Below are 3,211 nucleotides of genomic sequence, written 5' to 3' on the forward strand. Positions count from 1 at the left end.
AGATCAGACATGTCACCGCTCCGTTTTGGAAGCGGTGAATCACGCAGCGCGCCGAAAATCAATGCATCCTGACCCTAGACGTGGGGTGCGATCAAATGAACCCGGTCGAGGCCAGAACTTCGAATAAATCGGTTGCATGCCAGCGCGGCAAAGTGAACTCTGCGGCATTGTTAGACACTACAAGCATCGCTTCATCTATAAAATTTTGGAGTTGATAACGATCGTGTTCCGATCACAACGTCGAGCAAGTTTTGGTTAGAATCAGACCAGCAACCTTCCGCGCCTCTTCGTCATTTTCATATGGTTGGCAGGCTCGCGTTCTTGGAGCCCGCTGTACCGCCGTCGTTCATAGCAGCCGACAGTTTCTCTAGCTGAACACGGTCGTGCCCTCAAAAGAAGTGCGGGAAATTTGCCGGATATCTTCGTCGGTGCGAAAAACACGTGAGGGAAGGAGGTTCTTGACACCATTCTCTGCCGCCAAACCCAGACACCGAGAAGGCCAAAGTTTAAAAAATGGTATAAATGATCAATTTTGGAACGGAACACATTTACTTCAAGGTAAGAAATTTCCTGCCTGACTGAAATCGGGTGATCGAGATTTTTTGGTGAGGTGAAAATATGTCAACTATTCTGAAATTGTCTAAGGAAAAATTGGGCCAGAAGGTGTCGGGAGATCTATTCGGTGGAAACTACATCTTCAAACACAATCAAGCCAATATATCGGATGAAGTTTTAGAGTGGGCGTATGAAACAACTGGGATTTCGACATGGCGATATCCCGGAGGTCAAGTTGCGGAGTTGTATTTCGACATAACAGACGACGCACACTTTGAAAAATCGGACAATCCGTCATCAACTATGCGCAGTGACGGAATGCTCGTCACGCCACTTGGCAAATTCATGGACTTGGCTTCCGCAATGGGAGCTCCGCTCTCGATTGTTATCCCTACTACCCCAGCACTCATTGGAGAAATAGATAGTGAAAGCTTCGAACCCCGAGAGCTGGATGACAGCTATTTGGAGGCGGTATCTGAATTTGTTCACAAGTCAGTTAGTTTAGCTGAGTACTATGGAGTCGAGATCGTATCCTTTGAAATTGGGAACGAGTATTGGGGGCATATGTCGAGCTCTGAGTATGGAAAAGTCGCCGGCGCAATGGTGAATTCAACATACGGAGCGTTGTCGTCATTGAATTCCAACGCCCTCATTTTGATTGAGACAGTGCATTCTTCAAATGGTGTCAGCAATCCTGACGCCAAATATAAGGAGCAAATTGAAACAATTGCTTACGAACTGGGTGATGCCGGTGCAGTGGACAAAATCGGAGGCATCGCTCAGCACATTTACGCCAAGAGTTTTGAATTGGATGATGTTGAGGACGGCAGAGATCAATCAACAGCATTTTACTCCGCATTCCGTTACATGCAGGAACAACTCGAGCTGAACAGTCGAAGTGGCAACCTTTCAGATTTGGAATTCCATGTTACGGAGTGGAATTTGAAATCGAAGGTGCTCGAAGACTATGGGTTGGGATTGAAGCAAGCGACCGTTCTTGTGGAAATGATGTACAAATTCGCAGAAGCAGGGGTCGACGCCGCCCAAGTTTGGACAGTGACGGGAACCGCCTGGGACTCGACCTCGCTAAATTTGACGCGTCAGCAAACAGGTTCGGGCAGCACGGCGCAGAAGCACACAGGCGCGGTTTTCAAGATGATGCAAGAGTCTGTTGCAGGACTGCAAGTCGCTGGCCGTGGCGATCTGATTGAGGGACCAAATCACGAAGACCTTGAGTATTCGAGTTTCGCTGGCGATGGTCGGACAGTAGTTTTCATGGTCAACCAATCTGAGGTTAGCCGATCCGTCGAAATTGATGTCTCTGATTATGTTGAATCTTATGGGGAGCTATACTACGTAACAGCAACAAAACTTGGAGATGATGCGCCTGCGGATGCCTCTTCGTCTGATCTAGCTCGTGCAGAGGTGCAGATCAATTACCTGTCGCCGTTGGACCTGAACTTTGACCACGGAAAGATAGAACTTCATTTTGAAGACTGGGAGATCGTCCGCCTCGAGATAATTGATATTACGCCTGGTGATGACGTGATCATTGGGCGCGGTGTTGACGATTTCATTTTTGGGTATGCTGGAAACGATGTTCTTGTTGGCGGTCACGGAAATGATACTCTTGATGGCGGAGAAGGATCAGACGTTCTAAATGGTGGAAGAGGCGTTGACACGGTCACTTATGAGACATCATCAGGCGGAGTTGTTGTACATTTGAATAATTCTTCTAAAGACACTCAGAACCTAGAAACGGGTGATGAGGTGGATGAATACATCAGCATTGAAAATCTAACTGGTTCTGGGTATTCGGACTCTTTGAGCGGGGATTCTGGAGATAACTTGATAATTGGCCTGGGGGGCGACGATCAAATTTGGGGTGGCGGTGGCGCTGATATAATGAGGGGAAAAAGTGGTTCCGACAAGTTGTTTGGGGGCACTGGATCTGATAGGCTGATAGGCGGAAAAGGTGCTGACCATTTTTATTTCAAATCCGGTTGGGGGAATGACAAAGTCAAAGATTTCCAGAATAATATTGATACCTTAGTGTTTAGCGTTATGAATATGCATAGCGTAAGTGATGTCATGCAACATGGAAAACAGGTCGGGCGCAATGTTGAATTTGATTTTGGGGTTGGGGATTCCTTCTTGATAAAAAATGCCACACTGAACGATCTACTCGACGACATTGTCATTCTGTAGTCGATGCTCACACGGTTCTTAGCGTGGCCCGTCGGAAAAGACATTCGCTACGGTTGAGCAGCCCCACTTGAGTGGTCCAAGTTGAAAGTTAGTGTATTGTCGGCCTTTGTGCCATCGGGACGGTGGCCTCTGGCGCAGGTGGGCGGTAGCCCAAGGCACTGTGTGGTCGTTTTGTGTTGTAGTGGTTCCTCCAGCTTTCGATGATGATCTGGGCCTCACGAAGCGAGTAGAAGATTTCACCATTCAGCAATTCGTCTCGCATTCGCCCGTTGAAGCTCTCGCAGTATCCGTTCTCCCAGGGCGATCCCTGCTCGATGTAGGCCGTCTTGGCGCCAACTGCTGTGATCCAGTCTCTGACGGCCTCAGCTATGAACTCAGGGCCATAGCACGTCGGGAAGAAGCGCTGTTTATAGGTTATGGCCACGCGCGCAGCCCTCAGATAGCGCAG

At 48.4% G+C, this 3,211-nt stretch carries 2 protein-coding genes; one reads left to right on the forward strand and one right to left on the reverse strand.

What is annotated here, in order from left to right; genetic code table 11:
- The first annotated feature begins 618 nt into the window (after positions 1-618).
- The gene (locus FOY56_RS23220; protein WP_146348525.1) at positions 619-2,763 is read left to right on the forward strand and encodes a calcium-binding protein; all 2,145 of its coding nucleotides are present in this window, start codon (positions 619-621) and stop codon (positions 2,761-2,763) included.
- 88 nt (positions 2,764-2,851) lie between these two features.
- On the opposite strand, the gene FOY56_RS23225 is transcribed toward FOY56_RS23220, so the two are convergent.
- Positions 2,852-3,211 (reverse strand): integrase core domain-containing protein (locus FOY56_RS23225; protein ID WP_246139581.1); only part of this gene is annotated, 360 nt, incomplete at its 5' end.

The sequence above is a fragment of the Falsiphaeobacter marinintestinus genome (assembly GCF_007923355.1).
Classification (GTDB): domain Bacteria; phylum Pseudomonadota; class Alphaproteobacteria; order Rhodobacterales; family Rhodobacteraceae; genus Phaeobacter_A; species Phaeobacter_A marinintestinus.

What these genes read in the sequence shown, in the direction of transcription:
- FOY56_RS23220 (WP_146348525.1), top strand. Translation starts at nt 619, where the DNA reads ATGTCAACTATTCTGAAATTGTCTAAGGAAAAATTGGGCCAGAAGGTG.